Raw genomic sequence first — 14,224 nt, 5'->3', positions numbered from 1 at the left:
ATTTAATTAATAGATTAAAAAAATAAAAAAAATGAAGAGGAAGAGTATATTTAAGCCGAAAAAATGGTCTGAAATTTATAATTTTCCTTATAAGTAATTTTTGTAAAATGCTTCATAGAACTGACAGTAAGAACGAATAACGCTACCTATCCTACTAGTTTTTATTAGCTGGCTAGAAGAATTATTTTACTTGTATGAAAATCAACATAAATGATTTTCATATAGTTTAAATAGGTAAAAAAGACTTATTGCAGAGGACTTATTTTTAATTTTCATAATAATAGGAATATTGAAATAATATATAGACGTAGTAATTTTTAGTTGCTATAATGTTGCTAATTATCGCAATTAACAGAAAAATTGGGGTAATTAAATTTACTAGGGATAGGGAGAAAAAAACTATGAAAAAGAAAAAACAGGCTTTAAAGGTATTATTATCAGTTGGTATTCTTTCTTCATCATTTGCTTTTGCACATACGAGCAGTGCTGCGCCAAACAATGTACTTTCAACTGAAAAGTATAACAAAGAAATTAAATCTCCTGAGTTTATTTCCGGAAAGCTCTCGGGCCCGTCATCGCAGAAGGCTCAAGACGTCGTATTTCACTATATGAATACAAATAAAGACAAATATAAATTAGGAAACGAAAATGCTCAAAACTCATTTAAAGTGACAGAAGTGGTGAAAGATCCTATTGAACAAGCAACCGTGGTACGCTTGCAGCAAGTATATAATAATATTCCCGTTTGGGGATCTACTCAATTAGCACACGTAGCGAAAGATGGAACCTTAAAAGTTGTATCAGGTACAGTAGCTCCTGATTTAGATAAAAAGGAAAAATTAAAAGGCCAAAAGCAACTTGACAGCAAAAAGGCGATTCAAGTAGCTGAAAAAGACTTAGGCTTTAAGCCGACGTATGAAAAATCTCCTTCATCTGAACTGTATATTTATCAAAATGGTTCAGACACTACATACGCTTATGTAGTAAATTTAAATTTCTTAAATCCTGAACCAGGCAACTATTATTACTTTGTTGATGCTACTAGCGGTAAAGTACTGGATAAGTACAATACAATTGATTCCGTAGCTGGTCCAAAAGCCGACGTGAAGCAAGTGGCAAAGCCGGCAGCGAAACCTGTAACAGGCACAAATGCTATTGGCTCAGGTAAAGGAGTTCTTGGAGATACTAAATCCTTAAAGACAACGTTATCTAGTTCTACTTACTACTTACAAGATAATACAAGAGGCGCTACAATCTATACGTACGATGCAAAAAATCGCACATCTCTTCCGGGTACGCTATGGGCCGATACCGATAATACGTACAATGCAACTCGCGATGCAGCTGCAGTAGATGCTCACTATTATGCAGGCGTGACATATGATTATTATAAAAACAAATTTAACCGCAACTCCTATGACAATGCAGGAGCTCCGCTAAAATCGACTGTTCATTATAGCAGCGGCTACAACAATGCGTTTTGGAATGGCTCTCAAATGGTATATGGAGATGGAGATGGAACTACTTTTGTTCCGCTATCAGGAGGATTAGATGTTATCGGACATGAATTGACGCATGCGGTGACAGAAAGAAGTTCTAATTTAATCTATCAATATGAATCAGGTGCATTAAACGAAGCGATTTCCGATATTTTCGGAACGTTGGTAGAATACTATGACAACCGAAATCCAGATTGGGAAATTGGAGAGGATATTTATACGCCTGGAACAAGCGGCGATGCACTTCGTTCAATGAGCAACCCAGCGAAATATGGAGATCCGGATCATTATTCAAAGCGCTATACAGGTTCTAGTGACAACGGCGGGGTTCATACAAATAGCGGTATTATCAACAAAGCTGCCTACTTGCTAGCTAACGGAGGAACTCATTACGGAGTTACTGTAACAGGCATCGGCGGCGATAAGCTAGGAAAAATTTATTACCGTGCCAATACGCTATACTTCACTCAGTCTACAACGTTCAGCCAAGCGCGTGCAGGTTTAGTACAAGCTGCTGCTGATCTATACGGTTCAGGCTCTCAAGAAGTAATTTCAGTAGGCAAGTCATTTGACGCAGTTGGTGTTCAATAAGCTATAAACCAAAAGTCGCAAGATAAATGAGGTATCTGGCGACTCTCTATACTACCTAACTACCAATAAAGGAGTACTCGTATAAATATATTACAGTACTCCTTTATTTTATGTTAATAAATAAGGAAGATAGATTTCTTCCCAATCCATAAAAATCCACTTCTTATTCCTCCCTTTTATATCCATTCGAATTATACCGTTGCTTGTTAAATGAAGAGGACCCGTTTTAGTAAACGGTCTTATCATAAAATGTTATAATAAAGAAAAGGCTTGAATACATACATATGAAAAAGGAGTGGAGGAATCAATGGACAAAATTGCTGTTATTTCAGATATCCACGGAAATCTCCCTGCATTAGAAGCAGTTTTAGCTGACATACAACAACGAGATATCCATCGCATCATTTGTCTAGGTGATTTAGTAGGAAAAGGACCGGATTCAAGTAAAGCAATTGATATCATAAAAGAAAAGTGCGAAGTAACAGTAATGGGGAACTGGGATGACTTCATTACAAAGCCTGCGGAATTTGAAGCGTTAAAATGGCATCAAGAGAAGTTAAGTTCAAACCAAGAAGCATACTTAAAGGAACTTCCTTTTTCTGTTGAGTTTATGATGAGCGGGAAATTAATTAGAATGTTTCACGCTTCACCTAGAAGTCTTTATGACCGAATTCAACCCTGGGATTCACTTGAAAAGCGCCTTAGTCTATTTGCTAATACGGAATATACGGAAAATATAAAAGGATCAAGAGAACCGGATGTCATCTGTTACGGAGATGTACATAATGCATTTATTCAACATATTAAAGGGAAAACGCTGTGTAATGTAGGAAGTGTAGGAAACCCGCTTGATTTACCACAAGCTTCCTATCTTATCTTGGAAGGAAGGGATCAAGACGAAAGTCCTTCAGCATTTTCTATTCAATTTGTGCGTATTCCATACGATATTGAAAAAGCAATCGAATTGGCGAGAGCTGTAGAGATGCCGGACTTTGAACCCTACGTTCAAGAATTAAAAACAGCTCGCTATAGAGGACTAAAAAATTAAGAGTAGAATGTATCTTAACCTTCAGCATAAATGCTGGAGGTTTTTTAGTTGAGTAGATGATAGGTTTTTCAACATCATTAGTATGATACATACAAATAGAAGTTATTCAGATGAGTTTAAAGAAGGGAAAACTTGGAGAAAAACATACAGCATTTGAAAGGAAATAAATTTTATTTTATGAAGACAATATGAAGAGGGCAATTCCATTTGAACATAAAGTTATGCAAAAATGCCCCTGAAAAGCTGTTTTTAACATAACGAGTGGAGGAATACATGATGAAATTTTTTATTGATACAGCTAACCTGGAAGATATTAAAAAAGCATATAAAATTGGGGTATTATCAGGTGTTACCACAAACCCTTCGCTAGTAGCTAAAGAAGGCGTAAAGTTTGAAGATCGCATCGAAGAAATTTTAAAAACCGTCCCGGAAGTAGAATCCGTTTCAGCAGAAGTCACCCCCGACACAGTAACAGCAGAAGACATGATTGCGCAAGCAGAAAAGCTTATAAAAATTAACGGAGGAGACAAAAATATAACAATTAAACTTCCTATGACCATTGCTGGATTGGAAGCAACCCGTTATCTAGCTAAAAAAGGCGTGAAAACAAACGTAACGTTAATTTTCACAGTGAATCAAGCGCTTCTAGCAGCCCGTGCTGGTGCGACATACGTATCGCCATTTTTAGGACGCTTAGATGATATTTCAGAAGACGGTGTGTATCTGGTATCTCGAATTGCCGAGCTATTTCGAATTCAACACATTGACTCACAAATTATAGCAGCGTCAGTCAGACACCCAGATCACGTCACACGAGTAGCTCTTGCTGGGGCTCATATTGCGACCATTCCGTATGCTGTAATTGAACAATTAGTAAAACACCCGTTAACAGAACAAGGAATTGAAAAGTTTGCATCAGACTGGGAAAAAGCTGTGAAAAGTTAAATTCACTTAAGGAGAAGACATCATTTGAGTGTCTTCTCTGTTTAAAGGGTATACGAAGATTCTTTTTTCTATTTTGCAGCAAACAACTTATCATCAATAGGCGAACATCCTATACATATATACAGAGATGACATACGTTAATAGAAACGAAAGAGGTGGTAAAATGGGATGTATTATTAACATTGAGAATATCGTGACTAACGGGTTAAAAGACAATTCAAATGTAAGCGTAGGTTGTGTTGTACAAAATAGTCACACGGCCAATACAAAATTGGTAGGAGCTTGTTTTTCGTTTGGAAATGGCTCTCCTGCTATTGCCTCTATGACAAACAGTAATATCGATTTTTGCAAAGATGAAGAAAATAAAGAGCAACAATCTTAAAAACAATTCCAGAAAGAGTATTTCTGGAATTGTTTTTTGGTAAGTGATAGAGTTTTGTTAACGAGATATTTTATGCTCCAAAAGGAAAATATTCATAAAGAAGGGGAGCTGTACTATGAGCATTATTTCTATGATTTCTTATACATACGTTGAAAGAAAAATAAAACGAACAAAAAAAGTGACGATTCAGCATTCAAAAGACATGTGCTTATATACTGATAATATTGAAACAGAGAATGAGTCCTTTCACATTAACAGCGTATTTGACATCTCTTACAAATGCGTTTCAAAAGAAAGCGGCTTTTTGTACTTACATACAAATCAAGGAATGTTCGCTTATACCATACACACCGATCCTGGTGATTTTATAGCAGCATATAAAGATATAAAAAAGAAGAGGTGACGTTGCTCACCTCTTCTTTTTTTGGTTTATTATTTGATCCACTGTACAACTTGATCCATACTTCTTCTTGTTTTTTCGCGTTTAGGTTCGTGAATACGGTAGCCGAATGCAACCATAACAGAAACATCAAACTTGCCGTCTTCTAGTAATCCTTCTTCTTTTAGAATTTCATGTACTTGGTCATAGTTAAACCCTTCAATTGGGCAAGAATCAATGCCAATTTGAGCAGCTGATGTCATCATATTAGCTAGTGCAATATAAGATTGTTTGCTGGCCCAATCAAATAGTGCTCGCTTGCTTTCGAACAAGTGAAAATCATTTTCTTGGAAATCTTTGTAACGAGGCATTAATGTCTCTAATACATCCTCCGGCATTTCTTTTACGTTTTTCTGAAGATTTAACACATATTCAGAGTCATATCTTGCGTCTGTACGAGAAAGAATAATAACAAAATGACTTGCTGTAGGAATTTGGCCTTGTGCTCCCCAAGAAACAGCTTTTAATTTTTCTTTTAAATCTTCATTTTCAACGACTAAAAATTTCCACGGCTCGTAACCTACTGAGCTTGGAGATAAGCGCCCCGTTTCTAAAATGAATTGGAAATCTTCATCGGAAATTTTCTTCGCTGGATCAAACTCTTTTGTAGCATGACGAAAGTTAAATGCGTCTAAAATTTCTTGTTTCTTATCTGTATTGTTCATGTGTAAACAACCTTTCTGTAAAAATATTTAATGATGAACTGTTCAGAGTAATCTATACCCTGTATAGCTTACAACTAACAGTCAGTTAACATACAATTTGTCGTAAAATCCGTTTGCAGATTTATCATAAATCATATAATTCATCCTAACAAGTACGCACATTTTTGTTGTATAGTATACTTTTTTATACTATTGATACAGTTTCATAAGAAGCAGAAAGGAGTCAACAATCTGGGGAGTTTCGTTTTCGAAAAAGTAATTAAGAGGAAGAGAGGAGAAGAGTGATCTTCTCCTTGTTAATTAAATTTTTGTATTTGACTTTTTCGCTTTGTTTTCAAGTTCACTTTTCGGTTCTGTTGAAAATTCAACATCTTTTCCGTGTCCTTGAGGGTTAACTCCAGGAGCTACTTGACCGCGGTTAGCAGATTTTTTTGTACCCATTTTCGTCACCTCCGTTCGGTTAGTATGTACAAAAAGCAAAACAAAAATTAGGAAGTGAAGCGTGGAAAGATAAATAGGAAAAGATTATCTTTAAGCATCTTCATTACATAAACAAGATAGTTACTCATTTAAACGGACATAAAAAAACACCCTTGGAAGGGTGTTTTTTGTTTAAGAATCTGAGCTTGTCGCTCTGTCTGCGTATGGATAGATAGGATCTTTTAATTGAAATTCGTAAGTCACGCCATCTACAAGTCCTACCGTTTTATTGCTATCATAAAGGTCCAGCATAAAAGCAGCCATTTCTTTTGACGTATGAAACTTAGGTACTCGTCCTTCGTATTCAAAATCACTCATATCCATCGAACGCTGTGCAAATTCTGTTTCCGTAGCCGCTGGAGCTAGAACTTTAGCCTGCATTTTTGATCCTCTTCCTTTCAATTCTTGAGAAAGACCTTCTGTAAATGCACTTACATAGAATTTTGTTGCGCAATAAGTGACTGCATCAGCAACAATGGTGTAGCCGCCTCCAGAAGAGACATTAATAAGCTGTGTACCTTCAACATTTTCATAATCTCTTACAAATAGAGAAGAAAGAATGGTTAAGGCTTCGATATTTAAGTGAAGCATTGTTTCAATTTTAGTTAATTTTTGTTCACCGACAGAAGCAAAGTTTCCAAATCCAGCATTGTTAATCCATGTTTCTAACTCATATTCTTTAAGCGACTCATAAAACGTGTGAGCATTTTCTGCCACGGATAAATCAACCGACTGGATAATAACATTTACATCTTGGTTCAGTTTTTCAATCTTTCCTTTTAACTCATCCAGCTTGTCTTCTCTACGTGCAGCTAATATAAGGTTTTTTCCGCGCGCTGCGAAAGCTAAAGCTGTTTCATATCCAATTCCCGAACTTGCGCCAGTGATTACTGTATATTTCATGTTAATTCCTCCATTTGCGATGTTTTCGAATTGATTATAATTGTTAAAGTATACTTTAAGTCAAGCGTTTATTCGATTTATTTTTCCCTTTATCAGTCTGATTGTAAACATTTGAAGTTTGGTGCTAAACTTCCTTTTTTTTATGCTAAACTTAAAACAAAAGACGGTATTTTATTTCATTATTAATTCCTTAAAAGGAGGAATGTATGCGTTCTCTTTACGTGAATAGAAGACTTAGTTTACTTGCCCAAATTACATTACTCATCACTGTAGTTATTCTTGTTAGTACCGTCCTTGTATGCATCTTATTTTCTGCAATGGTAGATGAAATTGTCGAAAAATATGTAGGTAATCAAGCTATGACAGTAGCAAAATTAGCTTCTGAAGATAAAATGATTGTAAAAGCTTTTAAGCAGAAAAATCCTTCTGAGCACATCCAACCTGTTGCTGAAAAAATAAGAAAAACCACAGGGGCAGATTATGTCACCATCGCCAATGATAAAGGAATACGCTATTCTCATCCCAATAGTAGTTACATTGGAAAACATACCAAAACAAGCAATGAAGCTTCTTTAAAGAAGCATCAATCCATTATTTATAAAGGAAAAGGAATTTCAGGCTTTGCAATTAAAGCCAAAACCCCCATATGGGATAACCAAGGAAACGTTATAGGTGTTTCTTCGGTAGGATTTCTTGTAAGCAATATAGAAAAACAGATTAATGATTATAGAATAAAAATTATTAAATTGTCCTGTATTCCTTTTCTTATTGGAGCATTTGGAGCTTTCTTTATTGCAAGGCGGGTAAAAAGACTAATATTTGGACTGGAACCAGAGGAAATTTCCTTTCTTTTTAAAGAAAAAGAGGCTACCCTTGAATCTATTCGAGATGCTACTGTTACTGTAAATGTCGAAAAATATGTAACGTCGATGAATAGAAGGGCTAGAGAGCTCTTTGATAACCTTCATTTAGCAATAGGAGGAGAGATAAAGAACACCCGTTTAGGACAGCTAATTGATCAAGCAATAGAAGAGAAATGCGTGTATTCTAACCAATCCCTTCTACTAGATGGTCAGCAGTATATTTTAGATTTATCTCCTATTGTAAGAAAAAAAGAAGTGCAAGGTATCGTTCTTACCATAAGAACTTTATCACAAATTGAAGAATTGACTGAAGAGATTTCTAAAATTAAAATGTTCTCTGATAATTTACGCGCTCAAAATCACGAATTTTTAAATAAGCTGAACGTGATTTACGGGTTATTAAGGTTAAAGAAATATGAGCATGTCATGCAAATGATTTCATCAGAGGTAAAGGAACGCCAAGATATTCTTTCTTTTTTAATGTCTTCTGTGAAGGATCCTTTGATTGCTGCCTGCTTACTTGGGAAAATCAATCGTTCGAAAGAATTAGACGTCACTTTAGAAATTGATCAAGATAGTAACTTAACAAGTACTTTAGATATCGAAGAGGCAAAAAACGTTGTTTCCATCTTGGGGAATTTAATTGATAATGCGCTCGAGGCTGTGCGAGAACATAAAGGGAACGTGCTAGTATCTTTTACAGATGTAGGAAACGACCTGATTTTTGAAGTTGAAGACAATGGACAAGGGATATCAAAAGAAGTAGAAAATATGATTTTTATAGATGGTTACACAACGAAAAAAGGTGAAAATCACGGGATTGGATTGACCATTGTTAAAAGATCTGTAGAGTTGCTTAAAGGTGAACTATACATAAGCAAAAGTATGTTACAGGGAGCAAGATTCACATTAGTTATCCCAAAGCTATTAAATAATGAAAAGGAAGAATCGATATGACTGAAAATCAAATTAATGTCATGATTATAGAAGATGATTCTACAGCTGCACAAATTTATGAACAATTTACTAAGAAACTAGAGCATTTCACTGTTGTTGCGACAGCAGGATCTGGAGAACAGGCTTTAGAATTACTGACAATATTTACACCGCAATTAATTTTATTAGATGTCTTTTTGCCAGATATCAATGGAGTAGAACTGCTATGGGAAATTAGAAAGAAGTATCGAGGAATCGACATTATTTTAATAACGGCAGCCAATGATGTTGAAACAGTAGGAGAAGCAATAAGAGGCGGAGCGTTTGGTTATTTGGTGAAACCTGTAATTATTGATAAATTTTTATCTACTTTAAAACATTATCAGTCTACGAGAATAGAATTAACTGAAAATAAAATGATTAATCAAGAAAAAATAGACGATTTATTTAGAACACATCATAGTCGCCGCAATCAATCAGCGGCTGCAGTAACAGCATTTCCTAAAGGTATTGATAAACATACTCTTCGTTTGGTAAGAGATAAAGTTTGCAAAGTTCAGGAAAGCTTGAATGTAGATGAGTTTGCTCAATTAGTCGGTATCAGTTATTCAACAATGAGAAGGTATTTAGAGTATCTAGTATCGTGTAAGGAAATGCAGGTTGAAATAGTGTATGGAAGTGTAGGGAGGCCCGAACGGAAATATCGAGTAACTAATCTTACATAAAAACGAGATAGTGGGTTTTTATCCGCTATCTCGTTTTTATGTAGAAATGATGCATGAAAAAAATGAAAAAAATTACTTTTATAAAAGATATTAAACTTATGTTGGTTATCTATGAACCAGCTTCAACAAGTGATACCTTTTTAGTAACGTGTAGCAAATAAAAATGAAAACGTTATCAAAAAAGGAGGAAAAATATCTGTGCTTTCTTTATTAGGATTTTTAATGGTTGCAGTCTTCATGTATTTAATTATGTCAAAACGACTTACCCCAATGGTTGCTCTTATCATTATCCCCATCATATTTGGTCTAATAGGCGGTTTTGCTAGTGGAATGGGACCTATGATGCTCGAGGGTGTAAAAGACATTGCGCCTACAGCTATTATGATTTTATTTGCTATTTTATATTTTGGGTTGATGATTGATTCAGGATTGTTTGACCCTCTTGTTTCATTCATTTTAAAGGTTGTAAAAGGAGATCCACTAAAAATCGTTGTAGGAACTGCTGTGCTTTCAATGATGGTTGCTTTAGATGGGGATGGAACTACTACATATATGATAACGGTTTCTTCTTTGCTTCCGCTATATAAACGCTTAGAAATGAATCCACTTATCCTTGCAGGAGTAGCGATGCTATCTATGGGAGTTATGAATATGACTCCGTGGGGAGGTGCTTCTGCTATGGCTATGAGTTCATTAAATTTGGATTCATCTCAGTTGTTTTTGCCTTTGATACCTGTAATGGGTTTTGGGCTTCTATGGGTTCTATTTGTTTCTGTTGTACTTGGAAGAAGGGAAAGAAAAAGGTTAGGAGTTATCAATATTAAACATTCTGCAAATGAAATTGCACACGCACATGAAGTAGAGGGAACAGTGCAATATTCAGACTATCGACGTCCTAAGTTAGTATGGTTTAATTTTCTGCTTACCGTTAGTCTTATGGTGTGCTTAATTATGGACTTCATGTCGCTGATGCTTTTGTTCATGGTAGCATTCGCTATTGCATTACTAATAAATTATCCAAACATCAAAGATCAACAGCAGCGAATTTCATCTCATGCAAATAATGCGGTAGCCGTCGTTTCAATTGTTATTGCAGCAGGTATTTTTACAGGAATTATGTCTGGAACAAAGATGATTGATGCTATGGCAAATACACTTGTAGGAATAATTCCAGATGCAATGGGCCCTTTTTTGCCAGTTGTAGTAGCATTTTTAAGTGCTCCTTTTACATTTTTTATGTCTAATAATGCTTTTTATTTTGGCGTATTGCCGATTATTGCTCAAGCTGCCGAAAGTTATGGCATTAGCGCAGCTGAAATTGGAAGAGCTGCTATCTTAGGACAACCTGTTCACGTGATAAGTCCCTTGGTAGCAGCAGCTCACTTATTAATTGGAATGGTAGGAATTGAATTTAGTGATTTGCAACGATTTTTAATTAAGTGGGCGCTAGGAACTACGGCGGTGATGACACTAGCTGCATTAATCTTAGGTGTTATTTCTATTTAATAAAAAAAGACCCCTCGGGGTCTTTTTTTATATTCTTAATCTTAAGTTGAACTAGACTGTTCGCTGCAGCTGCTCTTTTTAAAATAGAACTTATAAATTAAAAATCCGCATACAGCCACTACCGCTGCAATTAGAATATAAGTTTGTGCATCTGAGATAAAAGACTGAATGGACTTAAAGTTTCCGATTTGTCCTAGCCAAAGCATGGCAATATTCAAAGGAAAGATACCAAGAAATGTGAGCAGAGCAAACGGCATAGGTTTTACTTTAGATAGCCCTGAAAGGTAAGAAATGTAGTTGCCGAGCCCTAAAGGACGAGCAATCGCAATACTCCATAATCCGCATTTTTTAAACCATTTTTGCGATTTCTCAAATGCTTTTTTCTTTTTTGATAATTTTTTCTTTACCTTATCTTCTAATTTATAGCCTATCCCATACGGTATAAAGCTAAAAGCTGTATAAACGGCGCTTCCTGCAAGAGCGATTAATAATAATTTCACTATGTGCATGTTTAATAAGTATCCGTAGGTAAGGGTGAGAAGAGAACCAGGAAACGGCAGGGAGGAAGCCTCAATGGCCAGTCCGCTTAAAAGTCCCCAAATTCCAAATTGTTTCAGTAAGTCTGTTATGAAGTGTAGCATAAGATCGCCTCTTTTTCTGTGTCATAACATTCAAATACCCATCTATATGTTCGGAAAAACTTATAAGAGAAAAGAAAATAAAGGAAGAGCGCGGGATATAACAGAAAAAAACTTAGCTTGTACAAGGAAAAAAGAAGGAAGTATATTTTATAGCTTCTACTCAAAGTGAAATTATAGAAAAAAAATAATTGAGTGTGGATTTTTAAATAAACTACGACTTTTATTCATAGTTTTGATTCCTTTTATTCATTTTACTTATAAAACTAACGGGTGTAAACTTGTTGTGTTGTGAAATAATCCATTATGTATATGTATTAAAAGGAAAGGAGGTTACCGTGTGGTTATTATTGTAGGATTGTTATTGTTGATGTTTTTTGCTTATCTAGGATGGTCTATTATCTGGGTGGCACCTGTTGTCGCTACGTTTGTTGCTTATTTTAGCGGTTTAAAAGTACTGCCTACTTATACAGATGTGTATATGGGAGGGTTTGTAGATTTCGCTGCAAAATGGTTCCCCATCTTTTTATTAGGAGCCGTCTTCGGAAAGCTAATGGAAGATACAGGCGCAGCTAAGTCGCTAGCGCAGCGTATTGCTAAATTGTTTGGAAGTAAAAGAGCCATTTTAGGGGTGCTGATTGCTTCAGCCATTTTGACATACGGCGGAGTCAGTTTATTCGTTGTTGTCTTTGCGATTTATCCTTTAGCAATCGCATTATTTCGAGAAGCTAACGTATCGCGAAATTTACTGCCAGCAACCATTGCACTCGGAGCATTTACATTTACAATGACAGCGATTCCAGGTACGCCTCAAATTCAAAATCTGATTCCGACTGCTACATTTAAAACCAATGCAATGTCCGGTTCGATTATTGGAATTGTCTCAGGTCTTATTATGGCAGTGGGAGGCTATTTATGGTTAGCTTATCGCGATAAAAAATTAAAAGCTAAAAATCAAGGGTTTACTGAGCCTAATGAATCATCGGTTGCCGCAAGTGAAGAGCAGGACTCGATGAATGTAATGTTAGCTATTTTACCGCTGATTATCGTTGTCGTGACATTAAACGTTTTAAAATGGGAGCCTATCGTATCATTATTAATTGGTATTTTTTCTATTTTACTTATTAATTTCAAACACTATAAGACGTTTATTTCTTCTATAAATGAAGGAGCAAAAGGATCCGTAATGGCTGTTATTAACACGAGTGCAGCAGTAGGCTTTGGCTCGGTTATTACAGCAGTTCCAGAGTTTAAAGATGTCACGCACGTACTACTAAACATTTCGAGTAATCCGCTCGTTTCAGAAGCGTTAAGCGTTCAAGTGCTAGCGATGATCACGGGTTCAGCATCCGGTGGTATGGGTATTGCGCTTCAAGCATTAGGAGATACGTGGTATCACTTGTCTCAAACGACGAATTTAAGCGCCGATGCGCTTCACCGTATTGCAAGCGTTGCGTCAGGTGCATCTATTTTACCGCATAACGGTGCGTTGTTAACGCTATTAGCTGTAACTGGTCTTCGGCATAAAGAAACGTATAAAGACGTATTTGTTGTTGCATTTATCATCCCGACAATCGCTTTATTTGCAGGAGTCGCATTAGCGGCAGCCGGTATTATTTAAAAACAGGAGGAGAATACACATGGTTGAAAATCAAGTAATTGTAATCACAGGAGCAGCAAGAGGAATTGGATTTGAAATAGGTAAACGATTCGCTGAAAACGGCGGGAAAATTGTGTTATCTGATATTGATCAAACTGCCGTAGAAGCTGCAGCACAAAATCTTCGTGAAGCTGGATTCGAAGCACTTGGTGTCAAAGCGGATGTAACAAAAGAAGAAGAAATCAAACATTTAATTGAAACAGCAAACGCACATTTTGGAGCGGTTCATACGTTCATTAACAACGCTGGTTTGCAGCATGTTTCTCCAATCGAAGAGTTTCCAACTGAAAAGTATGAGTTAATGATTAAAATTATGCTAACAGCTCCATTTATGGCGATTAAGCACGCGTTTCCGATTATGAAAAAACAAGGGTTCGGACGTATTATTAACGTTTCTTCTATCAACGGTTTAATCGGTTTTGCAGGCAAAGCAGCTTATAACAGTGCCAAACACGGTGTAATTGGGCTAACAAAAGTAGCTGCTCTTGAAGGTGCAGCACACGGTATTACGGTTAATGCACTTTGTCCTGGTTATGTGGATACACCACTAGTGAGAGGTCAGTTAGATGGTTTAGCTAAAACAAGAAACGTACCATTAGAAAGCGTTCTTGAAGAAGTTATTTATCCTTTAGTCCCTCAAAAAAGATTACTAGACGTGAGCGAAATTGCTGACTACGCTATCTTCTTAGCGAGTGATAAAGCAAAAGGTGTAACTGGTCAAGCGGTAGTAATGGACGGCGGATATACAGCTCAATAAAAATAGAACAAATCATTAAAAGCATAAATGAGTCCAACGGGCTCATTTATGCTTTTTTAGGTTATATCTATTCTATTGAGTTAATCAACGTTAAAATATAACTAGGCGATACATAAAAAAAGCCTCATATGCTATTTCTACTGTCAAGATAAATAGTAGGATAAAAAAGCGTACAGATTAGAAAGGA

At 36.0% G+C, this 14,224-nt stretch carries 13 protein-coding genes and 1 pseudogene; 10 read left to right on the top strand and 4 right to left on the bottom strand.

Annotated elements, in window-relative coordinates:
- Positions 1 to 491 precede the first annotated feature (491 nt).
- The 5 genes and pseudogenes from SCI76_RS02370 to SCI76_RS02350 form a co-directional block, all read left to right on the top strand.
- A pseudogene (locus SCI76_RS02370) lies at positions 492 to 2,090 on the top strand (M4 family metallopeptidase); the annotation flags it as partial.
- A gap of 307 nt (positions 2,091 to 2,397) precedes the next feature.
- The gene (locus SCI76_RS02365) at positions 2,398 to 3,138 is read left to right on the top strand and encodes a metallophosphoesterase (RefSeq protein WP_048020945.1); all 741 of its coding nucleotides are present in this window, start codon (positions 2,398 to 2,400) and stop codon (positions 3,136 to 3,138) included.
- Between the two features lie 276 nt (positions 3,139 to 3,414).
- Positions 3,415 to 4,083 carry a fructose-6-phosphate aldolase gene (gene fsa, locus SCI76_RS02360; protein WP_028413368.1) on the top strand — a complete coding sequence of 223 codons (669 nt, stop codon included), beginning with the start codon at positions 3,415 to 3,417 and terminating at the stop codon, positions 4,081 to 4,083.
- Between the two features lie 163 nt (positions 4,084 to 4,246).
- On the top strand, positions 4,247 to 4,465 hold the full coding sequence (locus SCI76_RS02355) for a spore germination protein (protein WP_275211128.1): 219 nt from the start codon (positions 4,247 to 4,249) through the stop codon (positions 4,463 to 4,465).
- 115 nt (positions 4,466 to 4,580) lie between these two features.
- Positions 4,581 to 4,868 (top strand): hypothetical protein, encoded by a 288-nt coding sequence (locus tag SCI76_RS02350; RefSeq protein WP_048020944.1) that lies wholly within the window; start codon positions 4,581 to 4,583, stop codon positions 4,866 to 4,868.
- Between the two features lie 29 nt (positions 4,869 to 4,897).
- On the opposite strand, the gene SCI76_RS02345 is transcribed toward SCI76_RS02350, so the two are convergent.
- The 3 genes from SCI76_RS02345 to SCI76_RS02335 all read right to left on the bottom strand — a co-directional run bounded on the left by SCI76_RS02345 (position 4,898) and on the right by SCI76_RS02335 (position 6,952).
- Positions 4,898 to 5,569 carry an NAD(P)H-dependent oxidoreductase gene (locus SCI76_RS02345; RefSeq protein WP_047750986.1) on the bottom strand — a complete coding sequence of 224 codons (672 nt, stop codon included), beginning with the start codon at positions 5,567 to 5,569 and terminating at the stop codon, positions 4,898 to 4,900.
- 300 nt (positions 5,570 to 5,869) lie between these two features.
- Positions 5,870 to 6,010: a small, acid-soluble spore protein L gene (gene sspL, locus SCI76_RS02340; protein WP_013057030.1), complete on the bottom strand. Its 141-nt coding sequence runs from the start codon at positions 6,008 to 6,010 to the stop codon at positions 5,870 to 5,872.
- 171 nt (positions 6,011 to 6,181) lie between these two features.
- Positions 6,182 to 6,952 (bottom strand): SDR family oxidoreductase, encoded by a 771-nt coding sequence (locus SCI76_RS02335; protein ID WP_063248012.1) that lies wholly within the window; start codon positions 6,950 to 6,952, stop codon positions 6,182 to 6,184.
- A gap of 359 nt (positions 6,953 to 7,311) precedes the next feature.
- Here SCI76_RS02335 and SCI76_RS02330 point away from each other — a divergent pair, with 359 nt between their 5' ends.
- The 3 genes from SCI76_RS02330 (at position 7,312) to SCI76_RS02320 (ending at position 10,982) form a co-directional block, all read left to right on the top strand.
- Entirely contained in the window at positions 7,312 to 8,772 is a 1,461-nt protein-coding gene (locus tag SCI76_RS02330) for a sensor histidine kinase (protein WP_255900866.1), read from the top strand.
- The gene (locus tag SCI76_RS02325; RefSeq protein WP_255900869.1) at positions 8,769 to 9,476 is read left to right on the top strand and encodes a response regulator; all 708 of its coding nucleotides are present in this window, start codon (positions 8,769 to 8,771) and stop codon (positions 9,474 to 9,476) included. Before SCI76_RS02330 ends, SCI76_RS02325 begins: the two co-directional genes overlap by 4 nt.
- Before the next feature lie 198 nt (positions 9,477 to 9,674).
- Positions 9,675 to 10,982, top strand: a complete 1,308-nt coding sequence (locus SCI76_RS02320; RefSeq protein ID WP_034266108.1) for a CitMHS family transporter — start codon at positions 9,675 to 9,677, stop codon at positions 10,980 to 10,982.
- A gap of 41 nt (positions 10,983 to 11,023) precedes the next feature.
- Here SCI76_RS02320 and SCI76_RS02315 read toward each other — a convergent pair whose 3' ends face one another.
- Positions 11,024 to 11,623, bottom strand: coding sequence for a DedA family protein (locus tag SCI76_RS02315; protein ID WP_014460120.1), 600 nt, complete (start codon positions 11,621 to 11,623; stop codon positions 11,024 to 11,026).
- Between the two features lie 337 nt (positions 11,624 to 11,960).
- Between SCI76_RS02315 and SCI76_RS02310 the strand changes: the two genes are divergently transcribed.
- Positions 11,961 to 13,241 (top strand): GntP family permease, encoded by a 1,281-nt coding sequence (locus tag SCI76_RS02310; RefSeq protein WP_014460118.1) that lies wholly within the window; start codon positions 11,961 to 11,963, stop codon positions 13,239 to 13,241.
- Between the two features lie 19 nt (positions 13,242 to 13,260).
- On the top strand, positions 13,261 to 14,037 hold the full coding sequence (locus SCI76_RS02305; RefSeq protein ID WP_028413363.1) for a 3-hydroxybutyrate dehydrogenase: 777 nt from the start codon (positions 13,261 to 13,263) through the stop codon (positions 14,035 to 14,037).
- The last annotated feature ends 187 nt before the right edge of the window (positions 14,038 to 14,224 follow it).

It is taken from the genome of Priestia sp. HNGD-A6 (assembly GCF_045784335.1).
GTDB lineage: Bacteria > Bacillota > Bacilli > Bacillales > Bacillaceae_H > Priestia > Priestia zanthoxyli.
The sequence above is the reverse complement of the archived record's forward strand: the minus strand, read 5'-3'. Positions and strand labels throughout refer to the sequence as shown.

Coding starts and splice junctions, on each gene's coding strand:
- SCI76_RS02315 (WP_014460120.1), bottom strand. CDS start 11,623: ATGCTACACTTCATAACAGACTTACTGAAACAATTTGGAATTTGGGGA.
- SCI76_RS02345 (WP_047750986.1), bottom strand. CDS start 5,569: ATGAACAATACAGATAAGAAACAAGAAATTTTAGACGCATTTAACTTT.
- SCI76_RS02325 (WP_255900869.1), top strand. CDS start 8,769: ATGACTGAAAATCAAATTAATGTCATGATTATAGAAGATGATTCTACA.
- fsa (WP_028413368.1), top strand. CDS start 3,415: ATGAAATTTTTTATTGATACAGCTAACCTGGAAGATATTAAAAAAGCA.
- SCI76_RS02365 (WP_048020945.1), top strand. CDS start 2,398: ATGGACAAAATTGCTGTTATTTCAGATATCCACGGAAATCTCCCTGCA.
- SCI76_RS02355 (WP_275211128.1), top strand. CDS start 4,247: ATGGGATGTATTATTAACATTGAGAATATCGTGACTAACGGGTTAAAA.
- sspL (WP_013057030.1), bottom strand. CDS start 6,010: ATGGGTACAAAAAAATCTGCTAACCGCGGTCAAGTAGCTCCTGGAGTT.
- SCI76_RS02305 (WP_028413363.1), top strand. CDS start 13,261: ATGGTTGAAAATCAAGTAATTGTAATCACAGGAGCAGCAAGAGGAATT.
- SCI76_RS02350 (WP_048020944.1), top strand. CDS start 4,581: ATGAGCATTATTTCTATGATTTCTTATACATACGTTGAAAGAAAAATA.
- SCI76_RS02335 (WP_063248012.1), bottom strand. CDS start 6,952: ATGAAATATACAGTAATCACTGGCGCAAGTTCGGGAATTGGATATGAA.
- SCI76_RS02330 (WP_255900866.1), top strand. CDS start 7,312: ATGACAGTAGCAAAATTAGCTTCTGAAGATAAAATGATTGTAAAAGCT.